At 58.6% G+C, this 26,563-nt stretch carries 28 protein-coding genes and 2 tRNA genes; 11 read left to right on the forward strand and 19 right to left on the reverse strand.

Features of this window, described 5'->3' with window-relative positions; genetic code table 11:
- The coding region (locus MWR57_RS02005; RefSeq protein WP_423123114.1) for a hypothetical protein at positions 1–240 on the forward strand (240 nt) is incomplete at its 5' end.
- Between the two features lie 12 nt (positions 241–252).
- Here MWR57_RS02005 and MWR57_RS02010 read toward each other — a convergent pair.
- From MWR57_RS02010 to MWR57_RS02050, 9 genes are all read right to left on the reverse strand, one after another.
- Positions 253–1,059 carry an NYN domain-containing protein gene (locus tag MWR57_RS02010; RefSeq protein ID WP_423123115.1) on the reverse strand — a complete coding sequence of 269 codons (807 nt, stop codon included), beginning with the start codon at positions 1,057–1,059 and terminating at the stop codon, positions 253–255.
- Between the two features lie 164 nt (positions 1,060–1,223).
- Positions 1,224–2,018: a 4Fe-4S binding protein gene (locus MWR57_RS02015; RefSeq protein WP_423123116.1), complete on the reverse strand. Its 795-nt coding sequence runs from the start codon at positions 2,016–2,018 to the stop codon at positions 1,224–1,226.
- Positions 2,015–2,494 (reverse strand): 4Fe-4S dicluster domain-containing protein, encoded by a 480-nt coding sequence (locus tag MWR57_RS02020; protein WP_423123117.1) that lies wholly within the window; start codon positions 2,492–2,494, stop codon positions 2,015–2,017. Before MWR57_RS02020 ends, MWR57_RS02015 begins: the two co-directional genes overlap by 4 nt.
- A complete protein-coding gene (locus MWR57_RS02025; RefSeq protein WP_423123118.1) occupies positions 2,487–2,714 on the reverse strand; it encodes a chaperone NapD in 228 nt (75 codons plus the stop codon). The genes MWR57_RS02020 and MWR57_RS02025 overlap by 8 nt, the downstream gene beginning before the upstream one ends.
- A gap of 286 nt (positions 2,715–3,000) precedes the next feature.
- Positions 3,001–5,319 carry a molybdopterin oxidoreductase family protein gene (locus MWR57_RS02030; RefSeq protein ID WP_423123119.1) on the reverse strand — a complete coding sequence of 773 codons (2,319 nt, stop codon included), beginning with the start codon at positions 5,317–5,319 and terminating at the stop codon, positions 3,001–3,003.
- A 2-nt stretch (positions 5,320–5,321) separates the two neighbouring features.
- Positions 5,322–5,699 (reverse strand): hypothetical protein, encoded by a 378-nt coding sequence (locus MWR57_RS02035; RefSeq protein WP_423123120.1) that lies wholly within the window; start codon positions 5,697–5,699, stop codon positions 5,322–5,324.
- Between the two features lie 453 nt (positions 5,700–6,152).
- Positions 6,153–7,613 carry an ammonia-forming cytochrome c nitrite reductase subunit c552 gene (locus MWR57_RS02040; protein ID WP_423123121.1) on the reverse strand — a complete coding sequence of 487 codons (1,461 nt, stop codon included), beginning with the start codon at positions 7,611–7,613 and terminating at the stop codon, positions 6,153–6,155.
- A gap of 24 nt (positions 7,614–7,637) precedes the next feature.
- On the reverse strand, positions 7,638–8,093 hold the full coding sequence (gene nrfH, locus MWR57_RS02045) for a cytochrome c nitrite reductase small subunit (RefSeq protein WP_423123122.1): 456 nt from the start codon (positions 8,091–8,093) through the stop codon (positions 7,638–7,640).
- 288 nt (positions 8,094–8,381) lie between these two features.
- The gene (locus MWR57_RS02050; RefSeq protein ID WP_423123123.1) at positions 8,382–9,164 is read right to left on the reverse strand and encodes a prepilin peptidase; all 783 of its coding nucleotides are present in this window, start codon (positions 9,162–9,164) and stop codon (positions 8,382–8,384) included.
- A 257-nt stretch (positions 9,165–9,421) separates the two neighbouring features.
- Between MWR57_RS02050 and MWR57_RS02055 the strand changes: the two genes are divergently transcribed.
- From MWR57_RS02055 to MWR57_RS02095, 9 genes are all read left to right on the forward strand, one after another.
- Positions 9,422–10,459 carry a hypothetical protein gene (locus tag MWR57_RS02055; protein ID WP_423123124.1) on the forward strand — a complete coding sequence of 346 codons (1,038 nt, stop codon included), beginning with the start codon at positions 9,422–9,424 and terminating at the stop codon, positions 10,457–10,459.
- Between the two features lie 35 nt (positions 10,460–10,494).
- Entirely contained in the window at positions 10,495–10,872 is a 378-nt protein-coding gene (locus tag MWR57_RS02060) for a PilZ domain-containing protein (RefSeq protein WP_423123125.1), read from the forward strand.
- Positions 10,873–10,990: 118 nt separating this feature from the next.
- A complete protein-coding gene (locus MWR57_RS02065; protein WP_423123126.1) occupies positions 10,991–11,290 on the forward strand; it encodes an MTH1187 family thiamine-binding protein in 300 nt (99 codons plus the stop codon).
- A 23-nt stretch (positions 11,291–11,313) separates the two neighbouring features.
- Positions 11,314–11,484, forward strand: coding sequence for a CD1871A family CXXC motif-containing protein (locus MWR57_RS02070; RefSeq protein ID WP_423123127.1), 171 nt, complete (start codon positions 11,314–11,316; stop codon positions 11,482–11,484).
- Between the two features lies 1 nt (position 11,485).
- Complete coding sequence (locus MWR57_RS02075) at positions 11,486–12,379, forward strand: 4Fe-4S binding protein (RefSeq protein ID WP_423123128.1); 894 nt, start codon at positions 11,486–11,488, stop codon at positions 12,377–12,379.
- A 25-nt stretch (positions 12,380–12,404) separates the two neighbouring features.
- Complete coding sequence (locus MWR57_RS02080; protein WP_423123129.1) at positions 12,405–12,842, forward strand: SH3 domain-containing protein; 438 nt, start codon at positions 12,405–12,407, stop codon at positions 12,840–12,842.
- Positions 12,843–12,911: 69 nt separating this feature from the next.
- Positions 12,912–14,300, forward strand: coding sequence for an amino acid permease (locus MWR57_RS02085; protein WP_423123130.1), 1,389 nt, complete (start codon positions 12,912–12,914; stop codon positions 14,298–14,300).
- Positions 14,297–15,169 carry a M48 family metallopeptidase gene (locus MWR57_RS02090; RefSeq protein WP_423123131.1) on the forward strand — a complete coding sequence of 291 codons (873 nt, stop codon included), beginning with the start codon at positions 14,297–14,299 and terminating at the stop codon, positions 15,167–15,169. Before MWR57_RS02085 ends, MWR57_RS02090 begins: the two co-directional genes overlap by 4 nt.
- A 190-nt stretch (positions 15,170–15,359) precedes the next feature.
- A complete protein-coding gene (locus MWR57_RS02095) occupies positions 15,360–16,154 on the forward strand; it encodes a C-GCAxxG-C-C family protein (protein WP_423123132.1) in 795 nt (264 codons plus the stop codon).
- A 213-nt stretch (positions 16,155–16,367) separates the two neighbouring features.
- On the opposite strand, the gene MWR57_RS02100 is transcribed toward MWR57_RS02095, so the two are convergent.
- Genes MWR57_RS02100 through MWR57_RS02120 form a run of 5 tightly spaced genes read right to left on the reverse strand, consistent with a single transcriptional unit; the run spans position 16,368 to position 19,174 of the window.
- On the reverse strand, positions 16,368–16,895 hold the full coding sequence (locus MWR57_RS02100; RefSeq protein ID WP_423123133.1) for a DUF6691 family protein: 528 nt from the start codon (positions 16,893–16,895) through the stop codon (positions 16,368–16,370).
- Positions 16,892–17,590, reverse strand: coding sequence for a YeeE/YedE thiosulfate transporter family protein (locus tag MWR57_RS02105; protein WP_423123134.1), 699 nt, complete (start codon positions 17,588–17,590; stop codon positions 16,892–16,894). Before MWR57_RS02105 ends, MWR57_RS02100 begins: the two co-directional genes overlap by 4 nt.
- Before the next feature lie 23 nt (positions 17,591–17,613).
- Entirely contained in the window at positions 17,614–18,369 is a 756-nt protein-coding gene (locus tag MWR57_RS02110) for a BON domain-containing protein (protein WP_423123135.1), read from the reverse strand.
- Between the two features lie 24 nt (positions 18,370–18,393).
- A complete protein-coding gene (locus MWR57_RS02115) occupies positions 18,394–18,963 on the reverse strand; it encodes a Spy/CpxP family protein refolding chaperone (RefSeq protein WP_423123136.1) in 570 nt (189 codons plus the stop codon).
- 31 nt (positions 18,964–18,994) lie between these two features.
- A complete protein-coding gene (locus MWR57_RS02120) occupies positions 18,995–19,174 on the reverse strand; it encodes a CsbD family protein (RefSeq protein WP_423123137.1) in 180 nt (59 codons plus the stop codon).
- 418 nt (positions 19,175–19,592) lie between these two features.
- On the opposite strand from MWR57_RS02120, the gene MWR57_RS02125 reads away from it, so the two are divergent.
- Complete coding sequence (locus MWR57_RS02125) at positions 19,593–20,936, forward strand: MFS transporter (protein ID WP_423123138.1); 1,344 nt, start codon at positions 19,593–19,595, stop codon at positions 20,934–20,936.
- Between the two features lie 141 nt (positions 20,937–21,077).
- On the opposite strand, the gene MWR57_RS02130 is transcribed toward MWR57_RS02125, so the two are convergent.
- From MWR57_RS02130 to MWR57_RS02150, 5 genes are all read right to left on the reverse strand, one after another.
- The gene (locus tag MWR57_RS02130) at positions 21,078–21,728 is read right to left on the reverse strand and encodes a YiaD family glycine zipper/OmpA-like lipoprotein (protein ID WP_423123139.1); all 651 of its coding nucleotides are present in this window, start codon (positions 21,726–21,728) and stop codon (positions 21,078–21,080) included.
- Positions 21,729–21,970: 242 nt separating this feature from the next.
- Positions 21,971–22,064: transfer RNA gene (locus MWR57_RS02135), tRNA-Ser, on the reverse strand.
- A gap of 23 nt (positions 22,065–22,087) precedes the next feature.
- Positions 22,088–22,173: transfer RNA gene (locus MWR57_RS02140), tRNA-Ser, on the reverse strand.
- A 182-nt stretch (positions 22,174–22,355) separates the two neighbouring features.
- Positions 22,356–23,711 carry a DNA repair protein RadA gene (radA, locus tag MWR57_RS02145; protein ID WP_423123140.1) on the reverse strand — a complete coding sequence of 452 codons (1,356 nt, stop codon included), beginning with the start codon at positions 23,709–23,711 and terminating at the stop codon, positions 22,356–22,358.
- Positions 23,712–23,741: 30 nt separating this feature from the next.
- A complete protein-coding gene (locus MWR57_RS02150; protein ID WP_423123141.1) occupies positions 23,742–26,534 on the reverse strand; it encodes a cache domain-containing protein in 2,793 nt (930 codons plus the stop codon).
- Positions 26,535–26,563: the final 29 nt, after the last annotated feature.

The following is a 26,563-nucleotide window of genomic DNA, read 5'->3' on the forward strand; positions in this document are numbered from 1 at the left end:
CGATCAGGTCTTCCGGCTTTTTGTAATCGGCAATCAGTTGGTCAAGCACTTCTTTGGAAATGGCCATATCTCTCTCCTTGGTTGGGGGCGAACTTTTCTACCCCCGGAATGGCCATTTACACAATCCTTTTTACACCCTCAGCCGTGCTTGACCTGACTGCAATGAACAAATTCAAGGTGTTGCGCAAGGCTATCGTGTCGGGTTTCGCTTTGCTCTACCCGACCTACAGACTGGAATGAAAGGTTAGAAAACTATTTCGCACGCAGATACAAAACTTTCTGATTTGATCCTGGTGCTTGCCGTTCTTCAGTCACAAAGAGTTCTGTCTTTGCTTTAACGAGATCAGAAAGCTTCTTGTACCCGTACAGCCTAGAATCGAAGTCGGGTTGTAATTTTGTAAGGTAACTCCCGAAGGTCCCAAGCTGCGCCCACCCAGCATCATCGGTTGACTGCTCAAGAGCAGTTAGGACGAATTCTTTTGGAAATTCATGCGCCAGCTCTGCTGCTTCGGCAGGTGTCTGAGATGACACAGACTTCTTCCCACTCTCAACTTTTGACGGCAGACTGACTGACTTGACCGCGGTCTCTGGACGAAGGACTTCAGTAAACACAAATTTGTGGCAGGCATTGCGGAACGCCTCCGGTGTTTTCTTTTCACCAAACCCAAGAACAGTGAGTCCCTCTTCACGCAATCGCATCGCAAGACCTGTAAAATCACTGTCGCTTGTGATTAGGCAGAAACCATCAAATTTCCGGGTGTATAGCAAATCCATCGCATCGATAATCAGAGTACTATCCGTAGCGTTCTTTCCGGTTGTATATGCAAATTGTTGAACCGGCTTAATGGCGTATCTCTGCAATACCTTTTTCCATGAAGCGCTCGTTGGAGCGGTGAAATCTCCATAAATGCGCCGCACGGTTGCCTCTCCAAATCTTGCAATTTCGGCAAGAAGCCCTTCAATAACAGTCGCTTGAGCATTGTCAGCGTCAATTAAAACTGCCAATCGAAGGGTAGGTTCTTCGGACTCAATTTTTGCTACTAATCGTGGGGATACCATGATGACTCCGATTTTATAACAATATTATTATCGAACTCCCTCGCATAGAAATCGACCATCCAAACAGTTTCAAGGAGCATCCCATACTGCTCGGCTGCTTGTCAACCTGGGAAAACGGTTATCGGTTTGAGGAGTAGCAGGCAACCCAGGACGGGCCACCGGATCTAAAAGCGGAAGGAAAGCGGTCTGCGTTCCCCGGTCATTTCCTGGCAGGCGTCGATGCAGGCGCCGCAGTTATGGCACTGGGGAGCAATATTGCCAGCCATGGGATTGAGGTCGAGCTGGCACGCCTTGGCGCATTCCCGGCAATGGAGACAGGTGTTTCCCCCCTCCTCGGCCATGACGACCCGCATGGTTTTCCTGAAACGAAACAGGCTGAGCATGCTGCCCACCGGGCAGAGGTGGTTGCACCAAACCCTGCGGACCAGGAAGAGTTCGGCCAGGATGATGGTCCCGATGAACGCCAGCTCCAGCCCCACGGTTCCTTCGTAAATGAGCCGGGCGGTCTGAACCGAAATGATCCCCGGAGCCGAGAGCAGGCTGGCCAGGGGGAATCCGAAAAGCAGGGTGGCGGCAAGGATCAGGGCCAGCACCGCGTAGCGGGTTATCGGCCTCGGGACGGGCGTCCACAGCCGGGTAAGCCCCAGCCTGGCGCCCACTGCGTCGAACAGCTCGGACAGGGTATTCTGGGGGCACACCCAACTGCAAAAGACCCTCCCCAGGACCAGGGCGAGGCCGATCGGGATCAGGGCCGAGTCCAGAAGCGTGGGGTCGATGGTCATGGTGGCAAGCAGGGGCTGGAGGGCGATGAGCGGATCGGTCAACAGCAGCGGGCCGATTTCCATGGAATAGAAGCTGCCGCTCACCGCGCTGATCCCCCGGCTGTTGAGCAGCGGCACCGCCACCATACCGGCGAGGGAAAGCATCTGGACGGTTCTCCGGATCGGGGTAATCTTCATCCTTCCCCCCTGGGGGTTACGATAATGGCCGCGGGATCGGCGGGACAGACATGCTCGCAGATCCCGCAGCCCACGCATTTTTTCTCGTTCACCACCGGCCGCAGCTCGCTGTCCATGGTGATCGCCTCATTGAAAAGGGGGCAATGGTCGTAACAGCTCCGGCAGAAGGTTCCCTGCCAGTTCAGGCACTCCTTTTTATTGAGCCGCGCAATCCCCATCCGGACCTGTTCCCGTTTTTTCACCCTGCTGTCCAAGGCGCCGGACGGGCATACCGGCAGACACTTCATGCAGAGATAGCAGGGGGATTTCCGGGCCAGGATGACCGGCGTGCCCATGACCGTCAAACCGTCGAGCAGCCCGGCGATCCGGATCGCCCGGTAGGGGCAGGCTAACGCGCATTTGCCGCAACGGATGCAACGGCCGAGGAAATCCGTTTCCGCCACCGCGCCCGGCGGTCGTAAAAAATGCTTACTCATCAGCGCCTGCGTAGACGGGATAGACCCCGACCACCTGTGCCACCCCAGCCAGCCGCTGCAACCCCTCGGTCAGGGCTGCCACCGATTCGGCCTCGATGACCGTGACAATCTCGTTTTCCTTGCTGCCGTACACCTCGGTATTGGGCAACCGGGCCAGGTCGGCCAGCACTGCCTCGGCCGCCCCTGCCTCCGTTGCCACCACCACGCTTGCAATCGCCATTTTTTTCGCCGTTTTTTTGTTAAAGTGCCCTCCCCCCCCTCGGAGTCTGCGCTTACCTGCGGGGGAGGGTTAGGGTGGGGGGGAAGCTGGCAGATACGAGACAGTCGGCACCTTCACCCACCCCCCAGCCCCCTCCCGTCAAGGGAGGGGGAGTCTACTGTTCAGCCAATCCCTAAGAACCATAACTGTTCAGCAGTGCCGTAGCTGCTAGGAAGAGGTCTGCGAAGTGTGCTATTGCACATGAGCAGGCCGATGACAACGCAGATGCGGTGCTGCTGGGCAGTTACTACACTTTTTCTAACTTTACCGCGCATATCTTGAATTCCGGCTGCTTGGACATGGCGTCGTAGGCATCGGTGGTCAGCGAGTTGATCATCCGGTCCGGGTAGTGCATGGGCATGAACACCAACCCGTCCCGGGGCACATCCACCACCTTGGCCTCCAGGACAATGGAACCCCTTCTGGAGGTCACCTTGACCTTGTCCTTGTTTTTGACCCCGACCTTGGCGGCGTCCCTGGGGTTGATCTCCACATAGGCGTCCGGGGCGGACCGCTTGAGCTCCGGCACCTTGAGGGTCATGGTTCCGGTGTGCCAATGCTCGATCTGGCGGCCGGTGGTCAGGACAAAGGGGTATTCGGCATCGGGCGGCTCGGCCGGTCCCTTGTGGGGCCTGAGCCAGATGGTCACCCGGTTGTTGTCCGCCTTGGCGCTGTAAAACAGCACCCCCTCGGCCTTGGGATCCTGCTGCTTGACCAGCACGTCGTATTCCGAGGTGTAGCGCCTTACCGTGCCGGGATGGTCTTCGGTGGGGCAGGGCCACTGCAGGCCGTGCTCTTTTTTCATCCTGGCCCGGGTCATGCCCATGAAATCATAGGCCGTGCCCTTGGAGCAGAGGCGGATCTCGTTCCAGACCTCCTCGGAATTTTTGTAGCCAAAGAGCCTCTTCCCCTCATCCCCCCGGCCCAGCTTAGCCATAAGCCGGTTGGCGAAGTCGATCATCACCGAAAGATCCGGCCGCGCTTCGCCCGGCGGGTTTATGGCCTTTTCGACGTACTGGTAGCGCCGCTCGGATTGCCCGTAGGTGCCGTCTTTTTCCACCCAGAGGGCTGCAGGCAGCACCAGATCGGCAAGCTCCGAGGTTCTCGTCGGGTGGTAGGCCTCGGACACCACCAAAAAAGAATCCGTCGCGGCCATGCCCTTGCGGTAGATATCCACGTTGGGCAGGCTCTGGCCGGGATTGGTGCAGGCGACCCAGAGACAGCGGGTGGCGCCGCTGTTCACCGCCTGGAACATCTCCATGGCCGTGAGCCCCGGCTTGGGCTGGATTCTGCCTGCGGGCACCCCCCAGAACTTCTCCATCTCCGCCCGGTCCTTTTCGTTGGCCACCAACCGTCCGTAGGGCAGCAGATGGCTCAACAACCCGCCGTCGCGCACACCGCCGCAGGCATTGGGCTGACCGGTAAGGGAAAAGGTGGTGGCGCCGGGCCGGCAGATCTGGCCGGTGAGCAGATGCAGATTGTGCACCATGTTGTTGGCCCAAACGCCGCGGGTCCGCTGGTTCAAGCCCATGCACCAGAAGCTCATGGTTGCCTTGGAGGTCGCGAACCAGCGCGCTGCCTTGACGATCTCCGCCGCCGGACAGCCGGAGATCTTCTCGGCGGCTTCCGGGGTGTAGTCCGCAAGGAATTTGACATAATCGTCCCAGGTCACCTTGGCGATCTTGGGCGGCGGCCCCGGATCGACCATGGTTTTAAAGATCGTGTGCTTATCGACAAAATCCTTGTTGTGGAGCTTTTCCTTGATGATCACATGGGCCATGGCATTCAAAATCGCCAGGTCGGTGCCGGGGGTGAAGCTCATGTGCAGGTCCGCGATCCTGGCGGACAGGGTTTTTCGGGGGTCGGCCATGATGATCTTCACGTCCTTGCCCTTTTGCTTGCGCTCGTTCAGCATCCGGAAAATGACCGGATGGGCCTCGGCCATGTTGGAGCCGATGATGAAAAAACAATCGGCATGGTTGATGTCGTCATAGGCGCCCATGGGCTCGTCCTTGCCGAAGGTCGAAACGTAGCCGACCGCGGCGGAGGCCATGCACAGCCTGGGGTTGCCGTCGATATTGTTGGTGCCCAGCCCGCCCTTGAACAGCTTGTTGATGAAATAGGATTCCTCGGTGTACGACTGGCCGGAGCCGTAGAAGGCCACCGAGTTGGGCCCGTTTTTGCGGATGGAGTCATGGAATTTATCGACCATGACTCCCATGGCCTGATCCCAGGAGATGCGGACGAATTTATTGCCCTTGCGGAGCAGGGGATACTGCAGACGGTCGGAGGCGTAGAGGATGGCGGGAAGAAAATTGCCCTTGAGGCAAAGAAACCCCTTGTTCCAGTTGTCCTTGTCGCCCTTCACCGCCACGACCCTGCCGCCCCTGACCCCGGTGTAAACGCCGCAGCCGGCCCCGCAGTAACGGCAGACGCCCTTCACCCAATGGTCCGGCTCACCGGCCGCAGCCAGCACGCCCTTGGGCATAGGCAGATCAAGACCGATGGCCGAAGCGGCGGCCAGGGCGGCCGAATATTTCATGAGTTCTCTTCGTGTCAGTTTCATGGTTATTTGCCTCCCTGTGTGTGATACGGCGTGGCCGCCCCACCCTGAACCGTGACGGCATGGGGATCATGACAGGGAAAGCAGCTCTTTCCCTCCTTTCCTTTGCTCTTTTGCGCCTGGGCAACCTGCTCTGCATGGCAACCGCGACAGGCCCCAAGGCCGGGGCTGGCCGTGAAATTTTTCTCCGTCGAGCCGTGGCAGACGATGCATTTGACGTTCATCAACCCGTGTTTTCCGTCAAACCAGGCCTTTTCCTGGTCTCCGTGGCATTCGCCGCATTCCTGGTTCCCCGGAATGGCCGGATGTTTCCCCGCGGCTCCCAGCACCACCTGCGGCTGCATGAGCAGACACAAGCCAATCAGTACGAGCAATCGCTTCATGATCCCTCCTTCCCATCGAACGCGGCAGCGACGACGGTCACAGTTGCTCGGGGAATGCCCCCGAAAAAAAAAGCACCGGGCCGCGAGATGTCGGGCAGGGAACTGTGGCGGCCCATGCCCTTGATATTGCTGTGCGTGCCCGCAGCTAAATTCTCACGCCTCCGATAGTGTTCAGCATATAGCAAGTGCCCGTAAAGGTGTTGTTAATGGCGGTAAAGAATCGGTAAAGATGGGAGGCTGCAAAGCAAATTGCCGGTCTTGGAACACAGGGGGAAGGGAACTTGGCAGAGGGCCGGGGATAGACGGATGGGTTTCAAGGTTTACGGACACGCGAGGCGCCGCACCCGCAACCCAAAAAAGCCCCCGATTCCCAGTGGGAGGCGGGGGCGTAAAACCGATACGGATGGGAACATTCCCGGCACGGGAAAATCCCGCGCCGGGAACAGGGTGCGCTTATTTTGCGGCGAAGGGGTCTTTAAACTCCTGTTCCTGATTGAACATGAGCTTCCTCTCACCACGGTTGTTCAGATATTTGGGCAGCTCCAGGTCGATCTTGGCCGGCACGGCGACACCCGCAGCGGTCAAGCCCTGACGGAGCAGCGCTTCCGCCTGTCCGGCGCGGAGGGCGGCATCGCCCAAAATACGCATGGCCTCGGTGGGATTATGGAATCCAACGGAGTTTTCCGCCCCGAAGAAGATCACCCGGTAAAATGCCTCTTCGTAATGATCCTTGGCCTGGGCGTACAGATCCTTGTTGATTTCCTTGCCTTCGGCCTGGGCCTTGTGAGCCATCTCAAAGAGTTTGGCCACCGTGGCCGTGGCATACCCGGAACGGATAAAGATGGAGACAGCCCGATCCTGAATGGCGAAGACCTGCTCTTTCAGCCATTCAGGAGTCTCGGTGTGGCATTGCTGACACGCCTTCATGTCATTTTTCAAGGGGCTCATGACCCGATGATCCGAGGCTTTCTGGCTGCCCACCTTGGTGTACGGCATATGGCAGTCGGCGCAGGAAACGCCGGCCTGCCAGTGGACACTGTTGTTGGAGTACATCTCAAACTCGGGATGGCGGATAAACGCCATCTTGAAGCCGGTGACGCTCTGTTTCCATTCGCCGTAAGACGCGTCGCTGCGAATCTTCTTGATGATGTTTTCCACGGGCATCTGACCCCACTTGCTTCCTTCCCATGGGAAGAACACATCCACGGATTTCATGTCTGCGTCCTTAGGGATGGAGTAGGTCACATGGCACTGGGCGCAGACCAGGGAGCGTTTGTCCTGGTGGGTCAGCTTGGTCTCATCCACGCCCATGGTCTTCAGGGCCTTGCTCAGGGTGAAGCCTCGGGAGATCTTGAGCGACATGTCCTTGTTGTCGTGGCAATCGATACAGGCAACGCCGAGGTCCTGATGCTCCTTGGGAATCTCCGCCAGCACGTCGTTATAGGGCTTGGCATAATAATCCTTGCCCATTTTCTGTTCGAGTTGAACAGCATACGGGGTTTTGCAGGTCAAGCAGGCGCCGCCGGCCTTGATCCGGGAAGGATCCACCAGGGATTGATCCTTGCGCATGTTGAGATGGCCCCGGGGTTCGTTGTACTCAACGCCAAAGCCCCAGCCGTTAAAAAGCAGGGCCAGGAAGGGGAACTCGGAAAGCTTGTCATAGGTAACGCCGCCGTCATTGCCTTTTTTATACTTGCTTTTTCCTGCAGGCGTCGGCTCGCCGGTTTTTTTCCACATATCGTATTCCACCGGCCAGGCCTTGCCCCACTGGGCCGGGTCGATCACGCCGTCGGCAATTTGCACGGTTTTCACCGGGGTTGCTTTTTCCGGGGCGCATCCCACGCCAAGTGCCAGGGTCGCCATCAATGCCAGCACCGCGCTTTGCTTCATCCTCTTTTTTGTGGTCTTCTTCATTGGTTCTTCTCCTCCCTTGATCGATTAAATGGTTCCGGTCAATCGGTGTTGTAATTGGCGGTGACAGTTCCAGCACTGCCGGGTGGTGTCCATGCGGGATACGGTTTCTTCATGGCAGCGGAGACAGTTTGCCTGCACTACCTTGCTGCCGTGGCCGCTCAGGACGATTCTTTCGGGAACCTGGCCCGAGTGAAAGAACAGGACATCCTTCATGCCGTCGATGGACTTCCAGAAATAGTGGCCGATGGGTCCGCCGTTGGGCAGATGGCAGTCCACGCAGCGAATCCTCCGGTGGGCGCCGGCATGGCTCCACGCGGTGTGCTGTTCCTCCATCACATGGCAGCCGGCGCAAAATGCCGGAGATTCCGATTTGGCCAGAAGGCGTGGCGGGCCGACCATCAGGAAGACCAGAATCGCCAATCCGCCCAGGCCTGCCGCAAGAAGCGCCCCGACGTGTTTTCTGGGTTTCAGAAGTTGCATGCATCCTCCTTTTTGTTGACTTGTAATTGTTGCTCTTATTCCAGCGGGGCAAAGCTGGAACGCATTATGATGTTCATGCTCCTGCAACGGCGTTGACAGACGGGGGTATTTTTCCTGCTTCCCGTCTCCCCTCGCGTTCATCTGTAGATGATACTACCAATGCCCGTAAAGGTGGTGTTAATGACGGTAAATATTCGGTAAAGATGGGGTGGTTCGCACAGAGGAGGGAAAACTCAGGCAAGCGGCGGGCACCCGCCAAAGAAGGCTGCTGCGGGGAAACGGCCAGGGTTAACGATGGAGCACAAACCGGACAAACAGCAAAAGAATCTCCTGCCGGAAAAAAAGATAGAGCATGGCCGCGATGGCCAGGAATGGCCCATAGGGGATCACGGTCTTGCCGCCCTTGCGCTGTTTGATCATGGCTCCGACGCCCGCCACCGTGCCCAGCAACGAACTGCCGAACACCACAAAGGGCAGCGCTTGCCAGCCCAAAAACGCGCCGATCATGGCCAGCAGCTTGATATCGCCGCCGCCCATGCCTTCCCGTTTGGTGAGCAGATAATAGACCAGGGCGACCAGATAAAAGCTCCCGCCGCCGAAGAGAACCCCCAACCCGGCGTCCTGCCAGGCGACGAACGGATTAACAAAGGAGAGGCCAAACCCGAGAACGATGCCGGGCAGGCTGATCACATCGGGAATGATCTGGTGCTGAAAATCGATGAAAATGACCGCAATCAGGGCGGCGCAAAAAAGAAAATAGATGGGGAAAAGAATGGTGGGGCCGAAATGGAGATACAGCGCCAAGGCCATGAGCGCCGTGGCTCCCTCCACCAGGGGGTAGCGCCAGGAGATCCGCACCCCGCACTGCCGACATCTGCCGCGCAGCAGCAGAAAACTCAGCAAGGGGATGTTGTCGTACCAGGCGATGGATTTTTTGCAGACCGGGCAATGGGAGGGGGGAAAAACCACGGACCCCCCTTCCTCGGGCAGCCGCACAATGACCACATTGAGAAAGCTGCCGACCAACGCCCCGAACAGGGCGACAAAAAAAGAAAGCATATGTTCAACCATGCGTCGTGTTTCCTTGCGTCAACGGCTTGGGAGGAAGCCGCCCCGTAACTGCCTGTTGCCAAACCACGAAAATTTCTGCTATAGTACCCTAGAAAATTTCCAGTCACAATAGGGCATTACCCCAGCTTGACCTGAAAAGATCATCCCGCCCCTGACAGGAATGGATGCAATAGCACGAGAAAAGGCCTGCGCGGCACAAAACCGCGCAGGCCCTTCTCCCTCCCTTATTTAAAGCCCATGGCCGTGGAGTATTACCGGTGATTCTTTCCCTCGACGAATCCATCCAGAAACTAAAAACAGAGATTCTCTCCCAGGACTGGAGCCTATCCCCAAAAAAAATAGAGCCCCTGCAGGCGGCCTTTACCTGCCTGAAAAACCGCTTCAATACCCGGAAAAACGCCCTGGCCATCCTGACCATGGCGGACAGCATTCTGCTTTACGCCCAGAAGCGGCAAGGCCGGATACCCCCTGAGTTTATCGATTTCCTCAAGGAAACCATGGCCCATGTGGTCAACATGTATGAGGACACCAAATTCGATCCGGACAGGGATGCCGAGGTGTTCAAGCGGGTGTATGGCAAGTTTGCCAAGCTCAAGGAAAAGGTGGCCGCCGAAAAGAGCGGGGAGCCCGCACCGGCGGTCCCGCCGGCGGGACCGCCCGCCGACTTGGAGCCTTGGGAAGAGCCGATCTCCCTGGAGGACGTCGCACCTCCTCCTGCCCGGCAGAAAACCGGACACAACCCAGCAGGCATGGTCCCCGGCAAATCCGCGCCCAAGGTTGCGGAGCCGAAACCCCTGCCGATCCAGCCCGGGGACATGATCCGCCCCATCACCGTCGGCAGGATGTCCTTGGCCATTGCCGAGGAACACATCGCCATCATCAAGCCCCTCTCCCCAAAAAAGAGAAAAAAATACATCCACAGCAGCCAGATTCCCCTGAAGGATCTGGGAGGCTGGTTTGGCCGCCTCTCCGGCCAGATGCAAGGCTCCCTCGCCCTGCTCAAAAACAACAAGCTGAAAAAGCTTATTCTCCCCCTCATGGTCCCCAGGGGCATGACCCTTGCGGATATCCCCGACGAAGAAGCCGCCATGCTGGTGGTGGTGAGCAACGGCAACTGGCACGGGGTTATCCTCTGCCGCTCCATTGAACCGCAAGCAACCCCGCTGCTCTCCCTGACGCGGGCAAAAAACGGCGACATTGTCGGCCCGGCCCGACTTGGCGAAGACCGGGAGTTGCAACTGCTGAACATCAGCCAGTTGCTCGAACGGGAGGGTTTTCTCTTCATGCCGGTGTAACAGGCGGCCAGACCGCAGGACAAGAGGATGCAACCATGAAAAACAAACGCAAAAACACTCGGGTGCCGTTTCAGGTCATCATCGGTCTGGACTTTCCGGATCGAAGCCATGCGGAGTGCGAAACCGCGGACCTGAGCCTCAAAGGAGTCTTCGTGCTCGGCGTTACCGGGCACAAGCTCGGCGAAAACTGTCTGGTTTCCTTGCGGCTGGTGGGCTCAACCAGCCACCTGACCCTGAAAATGAAGGGCACGGTTGTGCGGGTGGAAGAAGATGGGCTGGCCCTGCACTTTTACGAGATGGACCTGGACAGCTTCTTTCACCTCAAAAACATCCTCTACTACAACAGCGAAGATCCGGACGTGCTGGACGAGGAGCTTTCCACGCAAATCGAGAATTTCCAAGACACGCAATGACGGTCAATCGTCATTTTTTTGCTCTATCCCGGCGCTGAATCCCTTTTTACTTTGCGCCGGGTGCCGCTCTGCGTTATTTTCCATCTTTACGAACACAACCCTTGCAGCGGAATGAACCATGGCGATCATGCAGTTGAACATCATCCCCCTGGGCACCCAAACCCCAAGCGTGGGGCAATATGTGGCCGATATCCAGGAGGTGTTGCGCAGGGAAGGCGTCCCCCACAAACTGACCGACATGGGAACGATCATCGAGGGCGAGCCCCAGGCGCTTTTTGCCCTTGCCGCCCGGTTGCATGAACTGCCCTTCACCAGCGGAGTGCAACGGGTCGTAACCCAACTGGTGCTCGACGAACGGCGCGACAAGGATGTGACGCTGGGCGATAAAACCGCCGCGGTCCAAGCCCGCCTCGCCTAAAAAAAATTCCGGATGAAACAACCATGAGCCAGGCTACCCGCGAACCCCGTACAAAAAGAACCCTCCGCAAGGCGCCCTTTGTGGTGATCACCGCCTTTCTCCTCCTCTGGCTGATCGGCGTCGCCACCGGGGAACCGGCCCGGGTTCTGGAGCAGGCCCTCCAGGTCTGCCTGAGCTGCATAGGGATAGGCTGAAATGGAAGCCGCCCGCAAATGGATTCAGGTGATCGTCGCAATTCTCACCAACGGCTCCTGGTCCTTCCCCTTCACTAAAACCCTCTACCAGGGTCCGCTCAAGGTCATCTGCGCACCCGGCTTGAACTGCTACTCCTGCCCGGCGGCCACCACTTACTGCCCCATGGGCTCGATCCAGCAACTGCTGGGCGGGTTGCGCTTCGCCCTGGAAAACGGCCAGTACTATTTCGGCTTTTCGGTGCTCGGCTCCATCGGCGTGCTCGGCGGGTTGCTCGGCAGGATGATCTGCGGTTGGGCCTGTCCCTTCGGCTTTATCCAGGAACTGCTGCACAAGATCCCCTCGCGGAAATTCAGAATCCCGCGCATCCTCTCCCACGGCAAATACGTCTTCCTGCTCCTCTTTGTCGTGGTGCTGCCGCTGGTGCTTGTTGACGAGTTCGGCACCGGCAGCCCCTGGTTCTGCAAGTTCGTCTGCCCGGCCGGCACCCTGGAAGCAGGCATCCCCATGCTCCTGCTCCAGCCCAATCTGCGCAGCACCATCGGCCTGCTTTTTCTCAACAAGTTCGTGATCATGCTCCTTTTTCTGACCTGGGCCGTCTTTTCCAGCCGGCCCTTTTGCCGAACCGCCTGCCCCCTGGGCGCTTTTTACGCGCTCTTCAGCAAGGTCCGCTTGATCAAGCTGCACCTCGATGAAGCCAAATGCACCAATTGCAAAGCCTGCCACCATGTCTGCCCCATGGGGGTCAAATTCAATGAATCCCCCAATGACCCCGAGTGCATCACCTGCCTGGCCTGCATGAACAAGGCCTGCCAGTTCGACGCCATCTCTCTGGAAATAGGCGGTATTCCCTTGGCCGTTCCGGACAAGGGACTGTCCCCTGCCAGTAAACCGTAACACCACATAGCGCAAGGAGGTTTGTATGATCCGGCGACTCTGTTTCGGAATCGTTTTCCTATTGTTTTTCACCTCGCTGGCCCACGCGGAAATGGTGAGCATCAAAACGCCCAAGGCACGGATACGTTCCGGGCCGGGAGTGAACCATCCGATCAAGTTTGAACTGGGCACGGGGTATCCCTTGAGGGTGGTGAGCCGCAAGGGCAAGTGGCTCAAGGTGACCGACTATGAATCGGACACGGGCTGGATCAGTAAAACGCTGGTAAGCAAAATCCCCCATTTGATTGTCAAAACGGAAAAGGCCGTCATCCGGACCGGCCCCGGAACAAACCAGCGCGTTGTGGGCAATGCCAAACGCGGCGTGGTGTTGCGGACTCTCAAACATCAAAAGGGCTGGGTCCAGATCAAGCACGAATCCGGCCTCGTCGGCTGGATTCAACGCGATACGCTCTGGGGGTGGTGAGCCCTTCTTTCATGTAATAGACCTGCTTCTCAAGCCCGTCTTTATCACTCCGCGCATCCAGGCAGAACCATGAAAATATTCCGCACCAAGACCACGACCCCGGACGATTTCGACCATACCGGCCTCCACAAATGCCTCACCGCCTTTGATCTCACTCTGCTGGGGATCGGAGCGATCATCGGCACCGGCATCGCCGCCGCCACCCAGGCCGGGCCCGCGGTGATCCTCTCCTTTGTCATCGCCGGAATCGCCTGCGCCTTCGCGGCCCTGGCCTATGCCGAACTTGCCGCCGCCGTGGGAGGCTGCGGCAGCGCCTACGGGTACAGTTACGCAGCCTTCGGCGAGCTGATCGCCTGGATCATCGGTTGGGATTTGATTCTTGAATACGGGGTGGCCACCGCCGCCGTGGCCAACGGCTGGGCCGGCTACTTCAACAACGCCCTCACCGCCGTGGGCCTCGCCCTGCCGGACGCCCTGACCAAGGCCCCCATCCTGGGCGGCATCATCAACCTGCCGGCCGCGGGCATCGTCCTGATCCTCATGGTTCTGCTCATGCTGGGCATGCGGGAGAGCGCCCGCACCAACATGGTGATGGTCTTTGTCAAGCTGCTGACCATTGCGGTGTTCATCGGCGTGGCCATCTTCCACGTCAATCCGGAAAACTGGAGCCCGTTCATGCCCTATGGCTGGAGCGGCGAGAGCCCGGAAGGCAAACCCGTCGGGGTGCTGGCCGGCGCGGCCATGGTGTTTTTTGCCTATGTGGGCTTCGACGCGGTTTCCACCGCAGCGGAAGAGGCAAAGAACCCGCAGCGCGACGTGCCCTTCGGCATCATCTTTTCCCTGGTTTTCTGCACCGTCATCTATATCGCGGTCGCCGGATTGCTCACCGGAGTGGTGCCCTACACCCAGCTCAACGTGCCTTCGCCCGTGGCCCACTCCCTCCACCTGCTGGGGATCAACTGGGCCTCGGCCCTGGTCGCCACCGGGGTTATCGCCGGATTGACCACGGTGATGCTCGTCCTCTATTACGGGCTGACCAGGGTCTTCTTCGCCATGTCCCGCGACGGCCTGATGCCGCCGTTTTTCGCCCAGGTGCATCCCAAAACCAAAACCCCGGTGCGGGTCATCGGACTCTGCGGCCTGATCATCGCCCTGATCGCCGGCTTCATCCCCTTGGGCGAGCTGGCCGAATTGGTGAATATCGGCACCCTGGCCGCCTTTGTCTTGGTCTGCCTGGGGGTGGTCGTTTTGCGCATCAAGCAGCCGCACCTGCACCGGCCCTTCAAAAACCCGCTCAACCCGGTGTTCCCGCTGCTCGGCGCTTTCTCCTGCGCTGCGCTCATGGCATTTTTACCCTGGGTTACCTGGCTGCGTTTCGCAATCTGGCTGGCAATCGGAGTAGTGATCTATTTCACCTATTCGATCCGCCACAGCAAACTGAGAGGTCAAGACAGTTGATTGCCTCCGGATGCCCGACTCGCTCCAGGCTCTCTCGCGTCTGCCTCCTTGCTTTCTGCCTGCTGGCACTTTCCGGCTGCGAAAACACCGACCTGCAACTGGCCACGGAGGCCGGCCTTGAGGCCGTGCAGGCCGTCACTCTCTCCGACCGCGACGTGCAGCATCTTGCCCAGCAGGCATCCCTCCAGAGCGACGGCAAAAATCATCTGGCCCCTCCCGACTCCCGCTATGCCCGGAGGCTCGCACGTCTTACTGGCCAGCACCTTGACGCGGATGGCTTTCGCTTCACCTGCAAGGTCTATCTTTCCCCGGAGATCAACGCCTTTGCCATGGCGGACGGGACCATCCGGCTCTACAGCGGCCTCATGGAGATGATGGACGACGGGGAGCTACGCTTTGTCATCGGCCATGAGATGGGCCATGTGGTGCGAAACCATATCCGCAAAAAACTGCAGCTTGCCTATGCGGCCAGCGCCCTGCGCAAAGGCATCGCCTCCCAGGCCGGCACAGCCGGCGCCATCGCCGCCTCCCAGCTTGGAGGGTTTACGGAACTCCTGGTGAACGCCCAGTTCTCCCAACAGGAGGAGCGGGAGGCGGATGACTACGGCGCCGGTTTCCTGGAACGCCAGGGATACGACCGGAAACCAGCGATCTCGGCCCTGCGGAAACTTGCCACCCTGGGCAACAACCACTCCTTTCTAGCCAGCCATCCTGCCCCAGGTGTTCGGGCCGACCGGCTGGAAAAAGAACCGGCAGCCCCGGCGAAAACCGGCCACACCATCGCCGCCATCCTGACGCGCCTCCGGCTGCTGCTCCAATCGCTGTATGCACACCTGAAGGCGCTGCTCCCCATCCCGCATTCTCTCTAAAAATCCAGCCCTGCCTTGTTTTCCCCTGCGACTTTTTGTCACATTCCCAAACCGTTTCCCCGGTGGTACCACAATGTAACATGTCACATTGTGGTTGTCGGCGGGCGCACGTGGACCGCGCCCGCACAACGCGTGCACGAGCGGGCATGGCCCGTGCACGTTGAAAGAAATCGCCATGGGAGGCACACGCATGACAGAGAGGAAGAAAAGCCAATGTAACCAGGAACGCCGTTCTCTTTTGATCGGGGCCGGCAAGATCGCCGCCGGCGCCGCGCTTGTTTCGGCGGGGAGCTTCACCCTGCCCAAGCTGGCCAAGGCCAAGGCGGCCGCGACACAGTGGCCGTGGCCCTATGTCAAACTCGATCCGGCAAAAACCGCTGACCTCGCCTACGAGGAGTGGTATCGGGTATTCTGCGGAGCGGCCGTGGTCAGCAGCGTCTTCAGTCAGTTGCGCGAAAAGGTCGGCGAGCCGTACAACTCGTTCCCGGTCGATGCCTTTGTCTTTCTCGAGGGCGGTCAAGTGGGGTGGGGCACCATCTGCGGCTCGAACGCCGGCGCCAATATGGTGGCCAATCTCATCGTCGGCCCCCGGATTGCCGGGGCCACGGAGGGGCACCTGATGAGCGAGGACGTCATGCAGTGGTATTCGGACACCGCCTTGCCGGTTTACGTCCCCAAAAAACCCAAGCAGACCGGCGAGATCGTCAAGACCACCAGCGAATCTCCCCTCTGTCATGTTTCGGTGGGCAAGTGGATGAAAGCGGCAGGCAAGCCGATCGGCAGCCCTGAGCGCAAGGATCGCTGCGCGCGGGTGGCGGCCAGCGTGGCCTTTAATCTGGTGACGATGCTGAACGACTGGAAGGACGGCAAGTATGCGGCCAAGAGCACCCATTCCCCGGTCAAGGACTTTGGCATCACCGGGCAGTTCAACTGCATGGAATGCCATGGCAACAACGTGCCCACGCCGCCGATGGCCAAAAAATAACGCGTTTTTTCGGCTCGCTGTTGCCCGTTTGTTTTTTTGCCAGACGAGAAACACGAGCGCGCGTTTCGGATAGTTGCTTGTTTCGACAAGGGATCCGGGGGACACCCTGCTTAATGGCTCATTAGGCAGGTGTCCCCTGGACCCAGACGGATTACGGCGAGAGAGAGAATGCTTGCGAGGCGCGGCCGCTTGCCTGCGCCGATGCCGCGCGGCTTACAGCCCCTTCTTTTCGAACCAGCGCAAAATCAGGACCCCGCCCGCGACAAAAACGCCGATCACCGGCCAATGGTTGATGCCGAGGAGTTGGGGGATGGTGATTTTGCCCAAATTGCCCCAGGTGAGCACCGTTTCTTTGATGAAGGGGAAAGACTCGGCATAGAGCGCCGCCCCAACCACCATCCCGGCAATACCCCAGACCGCATCCCAACGGCCTTCGCCCAAAGCCCCGGCGGAGGTGCCCGGGCAGTAGCCGATCAGCCCCCAGCCCAGCCCGAAGGTCAAGCCGCCGAGAATGGTACCGCCAAGAATAGTCGCTTTGATGGAAAGTTTCGCGAGCCCCAGATCATGGAGCAGGTAGACCCCGATCATTCCCACCAGCACGCTGGAAAACATGAACTTAATGATGGTCATGTCCTGAAGACGCAGGGCGCCCAGTTGCTTGTCGTAGCGCAGCACCCTCCCTTTCTGCAGGAAAAATCCGAAGAGCACGCCGGTAATAAGACCTGCCAGGAGTTGGTTCATGATTGCCCTCCCTTACCGTACACAAGACGCGCCATGAGAATGCCGCCGATAAAAAAGCAGATCAACGCGATCAGACCGCTTACTGCTAGCTGGAGCGAACCGCTCAGCCCGTGACCGCTGGGTCAGCCGTCGGCCAGGCGAGCGCCGTACATGGCGATCGTCCCGCCGGCAAAGGCGGCCATGCCCCGCTTGATGGTCGAGGGGCCGAACCTGGCCCGCCACATGTCCGGCACTCCCTGGAATTTGAAGCTACCCGAACTCAACGCCGCGATAAATGAACCGATCAGAATGCCGATCACAAACATCCACTGCCAGTCAATAATGGGTTTCTCTTTCAAGAAATACTCCATCTGACTGACCCGTTCCGGGCTGAAGAGCTGCTCGATCATCCCGGCGCCCCGCACGAAGGTGGTCGAGGCTCCGGCATATTTGCCGGTGAGCCAGACCGAGCCGACGATGACCAGTCCGCTCAAGGCCCCTGCCACATAGGGGTTCCATTGTCCCTTTTCCATTTGCCCTGCCATAATCGCCCTCCTTATGGGTTGCTGCTGGTTGGGGTGAAGGTTTCCCCGCATACCTGACAATATCAAAATACAAAAGCACGGCGGGATTATCCATAAAAAATGGCAATTGTCAGTGAGGCAAGATGTCGCAGGAGGCAAGGCGGGGCACCCGGAGCTACCCCACCCCCACACAGTGTTTGGACCTTAGGCTCGGGCTACTCGATGACCATCCGGTTCTTTACCGCAGTCACCCCATTGACGTCGCTGGCGAGTTTGGTGGCCAGTTTCATTTCCGCTGCGTTGCGGGCCTTGCCATACAAGGTGACCTTGCCGCGCTTCGTTTCGACCTTGGTATTAATGGCACTGGTCGAATGGTGGGACAACAAGGTCATCTTGACCTGGGCGGTGATGGAAGCGTCATCAATCTTCTCGCCCACCGTTCTCTCTTTCTTCGGAGTCTTTGCCACGCTCATCTCATTTTTTACTTCTTTAACCCCTTCCACATCCTTGGCGTATTCCGTGGTCAATTCCTTTTGTGCCTGACTGCCGGCCTCGCCGCGCAGGGTAACGATGCCGTCTGTAACATCCACCTCGGTTGTGGCGGCGCTCACGCTGCGATGAAACAAGAGCGTGACTCTCACTTTTTCCCGGAGCCAGGCATCGGAATTTGCGGTGGGGAATGCGCCTTTCACTTCCAGCCTGTTGTCCACGCTCTTGACCCCGGGGAGGCCTGCAACGGTCTCCTGGGCCAAGGATTTGTGGAAATTTTCAGCGACCAACCCGGTCAAGATGACGGCGCCATTCTTGGACTCGATTTTAATATCATCACCCTGAAGATATGTTTTGAACACATACGACTGCCTGGCGGAAGATTCGATGCGGCTGTCCATATTTTCAGCCTGCACCGGCGTGTTGAGCACCAGCAGCGCCACCGCTGCTACCAACATAGTAATGGAATGTATTGCTTTCATGGAATCTCCTTCGTGTCTTGAGTATTATTTCTTTATCGTCTTTGCCGGTTTTTTCGCACCCGTCTTCACGGGCATCATCTTTTTCATGTTCTTAAACTGTTCATCCGTAATGATAGCCCGCATCGCTTTCATGGCTTGTAGCATTTCCAAATGATGGGCTACTTGTATCTCGCCAATTTTTCTCGCTGCAGCGCTGGCCTTCTCAAGGTCAAAATCTTTCACTTCCAGGATATCCCGCAGTTCGATCTCGGCAATCTTCAGGTCCGCCTTGAATCGGGCCTGTTTTTTTTGCATTTCGCTGTGCCCGGGCTTCATTTTCATGATCTGGTCATCGGTAAGCCCCATTTTTTCCGCCTGAATGAGGCACATCCCCATCATCTCGCCCATCATGTCCATATTGCCCATTCCCATCATCATCGGCCCAGGCCCGCCCCCCTGCTGCCGCATGGGCATGTCCATCATCTGGGAAAATGCGGGCATTGGCACGCTCAACGTCAACAGAACTACTGCTGCCAGTTTTAATAGTGTTTTCATGACACATTCTCCTTTTCTTGTTGTTGTGGGGTATTCTGTGCACCCGCGGCCGGAGGGCAAGGACCCGCCGGTGTGTGGTAAGCCGCGCATACTATTTCTCGAAAACCTTCTTGATCTGACCGATTTTTTCCTGCACCTTGCCGGCTATCTTTTCACCGGTGCCTTCATCCGCCAACTTTGGGTTATCGCTGAGTTTCCCGGCGATCTCCTTGACCTTCCCCTTCAGTTGATGAAACGTGCCTTCCGCCTGGTCCTTCGTGCCGGATTTCATGGTATTCCTCCTTTAGGATTTCGAATAGAATTGGATCGCACCGATCGCCTCGCAAGCAAACATGCCTTGAGGTGTGCTCCTATTCTTGAATAGCAGAATGTGTGCCAGGCATATTGTTGCCGGGACATACGCTCGCACCATGCTAGAATAATAAGAAATTAAGTGAATACTGCGAGAGGGGGTGAATACTGTGCCAACAGCCGATTGTCTGACATATCAGGAATCTCCTGATATGTCAGACGTGATACTTTTTTTTGGTTCATCCGGAAATTTCGGGGAAAATGGCGAGGCCTTTTTGCTGTTCTCTCTTTTTTCTTTTGCGTGCCCAAAAGAAGAAACAAGAAAAAGGCACCCCAGCCAGTCCTGGCCCTGCGGGGCTTAGCACTGTAGTATGATGCAAAAAACAAGGAACATTTCCATGGATGCAATCGAAGAAAAGGCCACGCAGGGGAGCACGCTCCGCCATCTTGTCCGCGCGCTCCGCTCGCGGAACTACCGCCTTTTCCTCGCCGGGCAAGGCGTCTCCCTGGTCGGGACCTGGATGCAGCATGTGGCCATGAGCTGGCTTGTCTACCGCTTGACCGGCTCCGCCATGCTGTTGGGGATTGTCGGTTTCACCAGCCAGATCCCGACCCTCTTCATCTCCCCGATGGCCGGGGTGCTCGCCGACCGCTGGGACCGACGCCGCCTCCTGCTTGTCACCCAAACACTCGCCATGCTGCAGGCGGTATTTCTTGCCGTTGTCGTGCTGACCGGGGTCGTGCAGGTCTGGCAGATCATCCTGCTGAGCCTGATCCTGGGCATCGTCAACGCCTGTGACATCCCGATCCGCCAATCCTTTGTCGTCGAGATGGTGGAAGAACGGGAAAACCTGGGAAACGCCATTGCCCTCAACTCCTCCATGGTCAACACCGCCCGCCTCGTCGGCCCGGCCATTGCCGGGTTGCTCGTGGCCTCGGTGGGAGAAGGGATCTGTTTTGTTCTCAACGCGCTCAGCTACCTGGCGGTCATCCTGGCCCTTGCGGCCATGCGGATTCCACCCGCCGCCAAACCCAGCCAGGCCAGACGCCCAATCCTGCATGAACTCCAGGAGGGGTTCCTTTACGCCTACCGCTTTGGCCCGATCCGCAGCATCCTGCTCCTCCTTGCCCTGGTCAGCCTCATGGGGATGCCCTATTCGGTATTGGCGCCGGTCTTTGCCAAGGAAATCCTGCACGGCGGCGCGCATACCTTCGGTTTTTTGATGACCGGTGCGGGCAGCGGCGCCTTGGTCGGCACCCTGTATCTCGCCTCCCGCCGGAGCGTCCGCGGCCTCGGCCTGGTGATTGTCCGGGCGACGATCCTGTTCGCGGTGGGCATCGCCATCTTTGCCCTGTCCCGCAATTTCCTCCTCTCGCTGGCCGCCCTGGCCCTGGCGGGATTCGGGGGCATGACCATCGTCGCCTCCTGCAACACGGTGCTGCAAACCATTCTGGACGAAGACAAACGCGGAAGGGTCATGAGCTTTTTCACCATGGCCTTCATCGGGGTGGCGCCCTTCGGCTCTCTCGGCGCCGGCGCCATGGCCGGCATCATCGGCCCGCGCGACACCCTGCTCCTGGGCGGCCTCGGCTGCCTGGCCGGAGCGGCGATTTTTGCCCGGAACCTCCCGAAGATCAGGGAAAAAGTGCGGCCCATCTACCTGCGCATGGGAATTATCCAGGAAGTCGCCACCGGCCTGGAGACCGCGACGGAACAACCACCATTGGTGAAAGACCGTTGAGCTGAAAAAGACATTCGCTCATTTTTTCACAATACAGAAGCAGGTATGGGGGGGGGGAGGAAGAAGCCGGGAGCTCCAAGAGGAGCCCCCGGCCGAATATCCGGGGAAACTCATGACGGGAGAAAAAACAACGCTGGCCGACTAATTGGGCCTCGGGGCAATCTTAAGCTCGACCCGGCGGTTTCTCTGTCGCCCAGCCTCGGTTTCGTTGGTGGCGACCGGGAGTGATTCGCCAAAGGCAACAACCTCCAGCCTGGAACCGGCAACCCCCCGCTGCACGAGCAGATTTCTCACCGCCTCAGCACGGCGCTGGGAAAGATCCATATTGTACGCTTCCGAGCCAACGCTGTCGGTATGGCCCTCAACCCTGATCACGGTCTGCGGGTATTGCACCAGCACCGAGGCGATCCGGTCAAGCTCGCCATAGAGTCCCGGCCGCACCACAGAGGAGTTGGTATCAAAGCTCACATCCCCTTTCAGGGTCACGGAGAGCAGATTGCCTTCCCGCTGCACTGCCGCCGCATCAGAGGCAGCCAGGGTCTGGCGCATCTCCTGCTCCTGCTGATCCATCATATGGCCAACTCCGGCTCCAGCAGCGCCGCCGACCGCAGCGCCGATCGCAGCCCCGATCAGGGTCGATTTGGTATCGTGGCCAATCACCTGGCCGAGGATGGCCCCGGCCGCAGCCCCTCCGGCCGCGCCGTAAGCTCCTCCGGCCTGGGTCTTGGTTTGAGGAACGCAACCAGAGAAAACAAACATCCCTGCCAGACAAAGAAGAACAAACCGTTTCATACTTTCCTCCTTCAAGGTGTAATGGTTAGTGAAACCGGCGCCTCTACCAAAAAATTGCTTTTTTCCGCACCGGGAAAAAACTTACTTTTGGGTAGTCTACCACATTTTTGGTTGAACAGGACGGTCTTGATTTGCCTGCCCACCCCATCCCGCCACTTCGGCACAGGCACAAAAAAACCCGCGACCATTTCCGGCGCGGGTTTTTTTGTTGTCAGACAAAACGGATTGCTCCGCAAAATAAATGGCGGAGAGCGAGGGATTCGAACCCTCGGTAGAACTTTTGATCCTACACTCGCTTAGCAGGCGAGCACCTTCGGCCTACTCGGTCAGCTCTCCACATTTCGTATTTACTTGTTTGTTGGCGGAGGAAGTAGGATTCGAACCCACGGTACTTTCGCACAACGGTTTTCAAGACCGCCGCCTTAAACCACTCGGCCATTCCTCCCTCAAGTCCGTCAGTTATGTACCATTTCAAAAATGGGCTGTCAATGGTAAGCGTTCAGCAATGGCGCATCTGCTTTGTCATCGGCCTGGCCCGCATACCTGATGTATGGCGGACAGGCCTCTTTCGCGCATCTGCGGCACTGCTGAACGCTTACCATAGGTTACGGCAATCTGTTTTTTTATTTAGCGAACCGCCTCGATAGCCTCGGCCAGCTTTTTCACCCCGACGATCTCCATGCCCTTGACCCCGCCCTTGGGCACGTTGGCCAGGGGGACAATCGCCTTTGTAAAGCCGTGCTTGGCCGCCTCCCGCAAGCGTTCCTGGCCGCTGGGCACGGGCCGGATCTCGCCGGAGAGGCCCACCTCGCCGAAAACAACCAGATCCACGGCCAGGGGCTTGTTTTTCAGACTGGAGAAAACCGCTAGGAGCAGAGCCAAATCGGCGCTGGTTTCGCTGACCCGCACCCCGCCCGCCACGTTGATGAACACATCCTGGCCATAGGTGGCGATGGAGCCGTGGCGGTGCAGCACGGCCAGGAGCATGGCCAGCCGGTTCTGCTCCAGCCCCACCGTGACCCTCCGGGGGTTCTCGCTGTGGCTGTCGTCCACCAGGGCCTGCATCTCAACAAGCAGGGGGCGGCTGCCTTCCCAGATCGCCATGACCACGCTGCCGGGCATGGCTTCGGCGTTGCGGGAGAGAAAGATGGCCGAGGGGTTGGAGATCTCGCGCAGCCCCTTGTCGGTCATGGCGAAAACCCCCAGCTCGTTCACCGCGCCGTAGCGGTTCTTCACCGCCCGCATCACCCGGAAGCGGCTGTCGCCGCTGCCTTCGATGTAGCAGACCACGTCGATGATGTGCTCCAGTACCCTGGGCCCGGCCAGGTCGCCGCTCTTGGTGACATGGCCCACCAGGAAGATGGCCACCCCGGTCTGCTTGGCAAACTGGGTAAGGAGGGCGGCGGACTCCCGCACCTGGCTGACACTGCCCGGCGCGGACTGGCTGTCCGCCACCTGCATGGTCTGGATCGAGTCGATCACCATGACCTCGGGCTTTTCCTTGAGCGCGGTGGCGCAGATATCCTCCACCCTGGTCTCGGCCAGCAGGAGCAACGCCTGATCCGGAAGCCCAAGCCGCCTGGCCCGCATGGCTATCTGCTGGAGCGACTCCTCGCCGGTGACATAGAGGCATTTGCGCGTAAGGCTTAAGTTGCAGCAAACCTGGAGCAAGCCGGTGGATTTGCCCACCCCCGGATCGCCGCCGATGAGCACCACCGAGCCCGGCACCAACCCGCCACCCAGCACCCGGTCCAGCTCGCCCATGGTGGTGGAAAAACGGACCAGCTCGTCTTTGCCCACCTCGGCCATGGTCTGCACCTGGGCCAAGCTGCCGGAATACCCCTGGAAACGGCCTGCGGCAGCGGAGGCCGGCTGTTGCTCGGCCAGGGTATCCCAGGCGCCGCAGCCTTCGCACTGACCACCCCATTTGCTGAACACCCCGTTGCAAGTGCGACAGACATACGAAATCTTCTCTTTAGCCATTTCCCCCCTGCCCTTTACGCCTTTTACCTTTCACCTTGCACCTTTTCCTTCCAAAGCCTTCCGCACCGTTTCAGTCAACACCCGCATGGTCAGGGGCTTCATGAGAAAATGGCCGATGCCCTGGGCCACGGCGGATTCTTCACCGATTGTCGCGCTATACCCGGTGCAGAGGATCACCGGCAAGGTGGGCCTGATTTTGCGAATCTCCTGCGCCAACTGCACCCCGGACATCTTGGGCATGGTCTGGTCGGTGATCAGCAGATCAAAATCGTCGGGGCGGCTGCGAAACTCTTCCAACGCCTCAAGCGGCTTGGTTCTGGCCGTCACCCGATAGCCGAGCCCGGAGAGCATGGCCTTGCCCAGCTCGGCGATGCTGGTCTCGTCATCCACATAGAGAATCCGCTCCTGGCCGGAAGGAAGCGCCCACTCCTGGGGACTTTCCAGCACAACCATCCCCTGGCCGACCCTTGGCAGATAGACGCGAAAAACCGTGCCCGCGCCCAAAGCGCTTTCCACCTGCACCATGCCCCCATAGCTTTTGACGATGCCATGCACCACCGCCAGCCCCATGCCCGAGCCCTTGCCCACCATTTTGGTGGTGAAATACGGGTCAAAGATCCGGGCCAGGATCTCCGGCGCGATCCCAGGGCCGGTATCGCGCACGCTGAGCAACACATACTGCCCGGGCAGCAGCTCGTCTTGCCCGGCGAGATCGCTTTCGCCAAGCTCCACGTTTTTCAAAACCACGGTCAGAGCGCCCCCTGCCGCCTCCATGGCATGGAAAGCGTTGGTGCAGAGATTCACCACGATCTGGTGGATATTCGTGGGGTCGGCCAGGATGAAACCGCAATCCGGGTCGATATCCTCGCGGATTTCGATGTTCGCCGGAATCGAGGCGCGCAGAAACTTGAGCGCCTCCTTGATAATGGGTTTGGGCGAGAGCGGAGCCCGCTCCTCCCCGCCTTTCCGGCTAAAAGTGAGAATCTGCTTCACCAGATCCCGGGCCCGCAGACCGGCCCGGAGTACCTCCTGGATATCGTCCCTGGCACTGCCTGCCGCTTCCGGCAGGCTGCGTTTGGCCATCTCGGCATAGCCGAGGATGGCGGCAAGGATATTATTGAAATCATGGGCGATTCCCCCTGCCAGGGTGCCGATGGCCTCCATCTTCTGGGCCTGGCGCAATCGCTCTTCCAGCCCCTTCCGGATACTGATGTCATGGCAGATGCAGAGAATTTCCGGCTGCCCCTCGCCTTGCACCACCGTGGCATTGATCTCCACCGGGGTGATGCCGCCCCGGCCATCGACATAATCGACCTGCAGATGGCGGATATAACCCTGCTTGACGCATTCCCGCAACGCCTGGCGGTTCCTGGCCAGATCCTGTTCCGCCGTCCACTCGGTCACCCGGTGCTCCATAATCTCGGCCAAATCGGTGCGCCCGCTCAAGCGAACATACTCCTGATTGGCGTCCAGCACTTTTCCTTCGCCATCGATCCGCACAAAACCGATGCCGGTGGTTTCGATCAAAACCCGGTATTTCTCCTCGCTTTTGCGCAGCCCCTCTTCCATGGCCCGTTTTTCGGCCAACATCCGGTTTAGCGCCCCGGCCAGGGAACGAAACTCCGCAAAATGGAGGCCGGAAAGCTGCATTTCCTCTTTTTCCCGGGCCGCTTTGTCAAAAAAATCCTCAAAGGAGGCAAAGGCCTCCTGGATGCGCCCCGCCGTCTTTCTGACAAAGAGCAACCCGCCCAAAAGCGCGGCAAGCAGCAGCAATAGCGCCAGCCCGACGATCTTGACAATCTCGCGCCGCAACTGCTGCCGGGCCTCCGCAATGGCCGCCTGGATGTCGTTCAGGTATATGCCCGCGCCGATATACCACTGCCACTCCTTGACGCCCCGCACATAGCTGAGCTTCAGGGAGTTGCGCTCTTCGCCCAGCTTCGGCATCACATACCGAAGAAAACCGCCGTCTTCCCGGGCCAGGGCGATCAGTTCCCGTACAATTTTCAGACCGTTGGCATCGACCTGCTCCAGCGCGTTTTCTCCCTTGGCCGGATAAGTCAAGGACACCCCGTCCCACTGGCCGGCAAAAACATAGCCATCCTGCTCGAACCGCATCTTTTCAATCCGCGCCAGCACCTCGGCCTGGATCTCCGCTTCCATGTCGTCCAGATATTCGCCCGCACCGATCAGCCAATCAAGCTCGGGCAGGTATTTGATAAAGGAGACTTTCTCAAACTCCTGACCGGACGGCACACCAGGCTTGGGCCAGCGGTAGGAGACAAACCCCTCGCCCTTGCTCCGGGCAAGCTCGACCATCTTGCGGATGACAAAAGCACCCTCGTTGTCCTGCATGGCCAAAAGATTTTTCTGCTCAAGCTCCGGCTGGGCGGCATGGAGCTGCACCGTCCCGTCCATGGCAAAGATGAAGAAATACCCTCTGCCGTTGTTAAAACGCTGCGTCCGCAGACTCTCACGCACCAAAGACTCCAGCTCTTTCCTGCTGTGCGATCCCTTGCTGATCTGGTAGAGATGGGAGGCGACGACCTGGGCATCCCGGACCCTGCCCGCAACAACGCCCTTTGCCCGGTCGGTGATCTGCGAACGCTTGAAATGGATGTACCCGACCACCTCATCAACCTGCCGCACAAGCTGCTGCTTGCGCGTTTCGACCTGTTTCCCCCAGAGCGCATCAACCTCGCTCCGGTAGCGGGAATATTCCTGAAAAATATGGAGAGTGCCAAGCCCCAGGGTCAGGCAGGCGACCATGAGCGACATGGTGACCAGCAATCTCCTGGCTATGCTGTGAGCGGGCATGATCATTGACTGTGAAGCTCTCCCTGAAAATCCGT

The organism is Hydrosulfovibrio ferrireducens (genome assembly GCF_046883345.1).
Lineage (GTDB): Bacteria > Desulfobacterota > Desulfobulbia > Desulfobulbales > Desulfurivibrionaceae > Thiovibrio > Thiovibrio ferrireducens.